Source organism: Thermoanaerobacter sp. CM-CNRG TB177 (assembly GCF_018588165.1).
Classification (GTDB): domain Bacteria; phylum Bacillota; class Thermoanaerobacteria; order Thermoanaerobacterales; family Thermoanaerobacteraceae; genus Thermoanaerobacter; species Thermoanaerobacter thermocopriae.
Genome location: NZ_JAFCAC010000097.1, coordinates 1 through 4,688 on the forward strand (window position 1 = coordinate 1; position 4,688 = coordinate 4,688).

Sequence of the window (4,688 nt, forward strand, 5' to 3'; positions counted from 1 at the left end):
TCAGGCCCAAAGAGAACGCCACAAGAGCAGAGGCAGCAGCTATGCTTTACAGAGCTTTAGAGAAAACGGGAAATATATAAAATGAATAATAGTCTTTACAGTTACAATATATTAGTCTACTAAGTGTATTAGCAATCAGATTGATATATGCAGTAAACAGCTACTAAAAATTTTATAAAAAATTTAAATTCAAGAAGGAATTTTAAAAGCTATGGAGAATATATTATATATAGATATACGTACATTTGCATTGAAAATAATTAATATATACGTACAACATAAAAAAATATTAAAAATTGAATTAGTTTTAACAATCAAATAATTTTGTTCTATCAAAACTACACAGTTTAGAATGTATTTATACCAAAGTGGATACATAAGTTAATCGAAAATAAAAGATGGAAACATGTGTAACATTAATTCTTAAAAATATGTCTGAACTTTGAAAATTAAATAAAGATGAAATAAAAACTAAAAAGGGTAAAAAAGGAATATTAACGTACTACAGGCTGTTATTAATACGAAGGTTCAAAGATACTACCTTATTATTTGTTCAATATGTACAAAGTTAATCAAGATGTAGAGTTATTAGTGGTTACATTGGAAATGGAATAAGAGGAGTATAAATCATTATGAACAAAAGAGTTGCTTTAACCTCTCTCCTCCTGTGAGTTGGAATAGCTAAGACTGTGATGGAGTTGGCGCAATAGAGAAAGAGGTAAAAGGAGTGCTGAATACATGGCGAAATATTTAAAACCATACCACTGAGAAGGAAGAGGTGATATATAAATAAAAAATGTTCTTTTTAAGTTTTTTAATAGATTGTGTTGAGGGGTGGTGATAAACTAAAAAAGATAAAAAATGTTAAAGTGGTAGCCAGAAGAAGCATATCTTAGAAGCGGCTTAAATAAAGACTTTCAAGATATGTACAAGCTTATACAGATTATTAATAAGAGGAGGGAAATTTTTAGATGAAAAAGTTTTTAAGTATAATACTTATTTTTTCTATTTTGACAATGATAATATTACCTGGTTGTGGGGCGAAAGATTCAATACAAAATGCTGAACAAGAGGGTAGCAATGGAAATAAAGGACCTACTGAATTGACTTTATGGACTTTTGTAGGTTTGCATGGAAATTTATATGAGGATGCTGTCAATAGATGGAATAAGACTCATCCTGATCGACCCATAAAATTGAAGGTGACTACTTATCCTTATCAAGAGATGCATGACAAGTTGGCAATGGCGTTACAAACAGGAGTAGGAGCGCCGGATATTGCTGATGTGGAAATTGGTAGATTTCCCCAATACTTAGAAGGGACACCGCAATTAGCGGATTTAACTGACCTTGTGGAAAGTGATAGAGATAAGTTTATACAATCACGTTTAGAGATTTACAGCAAAGAGGGTAAGCTCTATGGAATGCCTACCCACGGAGGCGCTGTAATGGCATTTTACAATAAAGAAATTCTAGACGAAGCAGGAGTCGATCCTAGTAAAATAGTAACATGGGATGATTTTGTGGAGGCAGGTAAATTAGTTAAAACCAAAACAGGAAAGCCAATGGTAACTATTGGTCGAACTGCATTCTGGGACTTTAGCACAATGATTGGTCAACAAGGTTCAGATGTATTCGATGAAAACGACAACGTCATTTTGGATAATGATAGAAATGTAAGAGCGTTACAATTTTTACATGATATGATATACAAATATCAGATAGCTGTTATTCCGCCAGGAGGACAACCCGATACTGAAGAGGCCTATGGGTGGATTAATGAAGGAAATGTAGCGTCGGTTATAATGCCTTTCTGGTTTATGAGCAGATTTGTAAGTTATATGTCAGATTTAAAGGGTAAAATACTTGTAGCACCAGTCCCAGTATGGAAAGATGGTAACATATATCCTACTGTTGGTCTTGGAGGAACTGGAACTGTAGTGCCATTACAGGGCAAACATGTTGATTTGGCAAAAGAATTTTTGTACTTTGCTAAGGGCACTCCGGAAGCCAATATTGAGATATGGAATGTATTAGGTTTTGATCCTCCGCGCTGGGGTGTGTGGGAACAACTTGCTAATGATCCTGGAGACAATGAATATACTCAGTATTTTGTTAACGGAAAAGATATCTTCAAGATACTTTTATCATCTACGGAAGGTAATGTGTATTCATTAAGAAGTAACAAATGGGTTCCTACGGCCAATAGTTTATTAGCAACTCAGGTATTGTATGAAGTTTTAGAAACTAATGAAGCGACACCAGAACAAGCATTGAAAAAAGCGGCGGATGAACTTCGAAGAGAGATAGAGACAGGAGAGTAATTATTAGCAGATTATCATATCAAGAGATGCAAAGAGCGTTGCTCTTGCATCTCTTGATGATTGAGAGGAGGAATTAAAGGTGAAAAGAAAAAGTTTTTTTGTTAGTTTGTTATATTCTCCGAAAGTAGCTCCATATCTTTTTGTTTTGCCATTTGTGGTTACATTTCTTTTGTTCTTTTTATATCCTGTTGTGAGTGCTTTTATTATGAGTTTTCAAAAGATACAGCCTGGTCAAGTTGAGTTTGTAGGATTGACGAATTATAAAAGACTATTGAATCCCCATTTTTATACTGCAATATGGAACAACACACGTTATACCTTTTGGACATTGCTAATTTTGATTCCTATACCTATAATTTTAGCAGTTTTTTTAAATTCTGAAAAATTAATAGGTAGAAATTTTTTTAGAGCAGCACTTTTTATGCCTATACTCACTTCTGTTGTAGTTGCGGGTATAGTTTTTAGATTGATTTTTGCGGATCCTCCTATTTCTCCTGCAAATGTGCTTTTAGCCACATTTGGTTTACCGCCAAAGAGATGGTTAGCAGATGTGAATGTGGCGATGTTTCTTTTAGTATTACTGGCAACCTGGCGATGGACGGGAGTAAATATTGTATATTTTTTATCTGGATTACAAAGTATACCAAAGGAATTGTATGAAGCGGCAGAAATAGATGGGGCAGGTCCAATTTCTAAATTTTTATATATAACATTACCCCTTTTAAAACCCGTGATTATTTATGTTTTAACTATCAGTATATATGGTGGATATGCTATGTTCACTGAAACTTATGTTTTCTGGGGAACAAATTCACCTAAAGATGCAGGATTAACAATAGTGGCTTATCTATATCGAGAAGCTTTTCAAAAGGGAGATTTCGGATTTGGTGCAGCAATAGGCATAGTGCTGGCAGCAATTGTTTTAATAATAAATACAATTCAGCTAAAATATTTTGGATTATTTAAAAAGGGGGAAGTATAAATATGGGCATAAACGATTCTTCCGTAAAAATAAAACAAGAATATATTAGTTCCAAAGGCAAGCTTTCTATGAAAAAGGTAATGCCTAATATAGTTGTGTTTGTTTTCTTTGTTATATTAGCTATTCTAGCTCTATTCCCGTTTTATTATCTGCTAATAGGATCTTTTAAACCGGCTACAGAGTTATTCCGCAAGGGATTAGATATGAAAATAGATTTAAATATAATGAGTTTCAAAAATTATGCAATTTTATTTAGCGAGGAAGGTAGTCTGTACCGACAATGGTATAAAAATAGTTTATTAATGACTCTTGTAGGAACAGTAGTAACGTTGCTTTTGTCGTCTATGGTAGGATATGGATTGGCTAAGTACCAATTTAAGGGAAAAAATCTTGTATTTATGTTAGTATTACTTATCATATTCGTACCTTTTGAAATATTAATGTTGCCCTTATATAGATTAATACTATCATTTCGTTTAATCAACACGTATTGGGGAGTAATATTACCGGGAATAGTATCTCCCATTGCAGTATTCTTTTTTAGGCAGTATGCGGAGGGATTACCAAAAGAACTTATGGATGCAGCCAGAATAGATGGTGCTACTGAATTCGGAATTTATTGGAGAATCATGGTTCCATTGATGAAACCGGCCTTTGGGGCGATGGCTATATTTGTAGCTTTAGGTAATTGGAATAATTTTGTATGGCCTTTGATTGTTATGCGTACAGAGGATATGTTTACACTTCCAGTAGGTTTGATGACGCTATTAACTCCATATGGGAGCAATTATCAGATATTACTGGCAGGTTCAGCATTAGCTATTGTACCAATTATTATATTATTTTTGATAAATCAAAATGCTTTTATATCAGGTTTAACTGGAGGTAGTATAAAAGAGTAGAAATGGAAACAAATTTTAACTAAATTATAAAATAAAGCAAATATTAGAGTAGAAAAAGTTACTATTATTAGGGACTAAATAACAAAATTATGAGTTTATATTAGTTTAAAGTTGTAGTAAGTGCAAGGAGCACTGCATTCTAGGATAGGGTGTTTTACTATTTAATTGGGTTTTTCTGATTTATACGTGGAGCTTTGCATTTTTCCGTATAGTAACCAGCGGACATTTTATGTGAAGAGTTATAAGGACATGTAGAGATACTATAGCTGGTTGAAGCAAGTTTTTAGAATTTTTAAGTTAAGAAAAAGATATAAAATAAGATTTAAAATCTATGAATTGAAAATCTAAGTCTCTTGATAAGTCACAAAGCTTTTTAGTTTTTTAGATAGATTGAGATTAATTAATGATAAAAATCAAAGAGTATATGGCTTTGTAAAGTAAAAATGAAAAAATAGCATAGGATTTCTCATGATAGCTTCA

Annotated in this window: 3 protein-coding genes and 1 pseudogene; all 4 read left to right on the forward strand. The window is 32.8% G+C overall.

Features of this window, described 5'->3' with window-relative positions:
• Positions 1-80, forward strand: a pseudogene (locus I4N53_RS12730) (S-layer homology domain-containing protein); the annotation flags it as partial.
• An 891-nt stretch (positions 81-971) separates the two neighbouring features.
• Positions 972-2,324, forward strand: a complete 1,353-nt coding sequence (locus I4N53_RS11225; RefSeq protein WP_214496274.1) for an ABC transporter substrate-binding protein — start codon at positions 972-974, stop codon at positions 2,322-2,324.
• A 79-nt stretch (positions 2,325-2,403) separates the two neighbouring features.
• On the forward strand, positions 2,404-3,306 hold the full coding sequence (locus I4N53_RS11230) for an ABC transporter permease subunit (protein ID WP_214496275.1): 903 nt from the start codon (positions 2,404-2,406) through the stop codon (positions 3,304-3,306).
• A gap of 68 nt (positions 3,307-3,374) precedes the next feature.
• Entirely contained in the window at positions 3,375-4,208 is an 834-nt protein-coding gene (locus I4N53_RS11235; RefSeq protein WP_214496276.1) for a carbohydrate ABC transporter permease, read from the forward strand.
• Positions 4,209-4,688 lie beyond the last annotated feature (480 nt).

Coding starts and splice junctions, on each gene's coding strand:
- I4N53_RS11225 (WP_214496274.1), top strand. CDS start 972: ATGAAAAAGTTTTTAAGTATAATACTTATTTTTTCTATTTTGACAATG.
- I4N53_RS11235 (WP_214496276.1), top strand. CDS start 3,375: ATGAAAAAGGTAATGCCTAATATAGTTGTGTTTGTTTTCTTTGTTATA.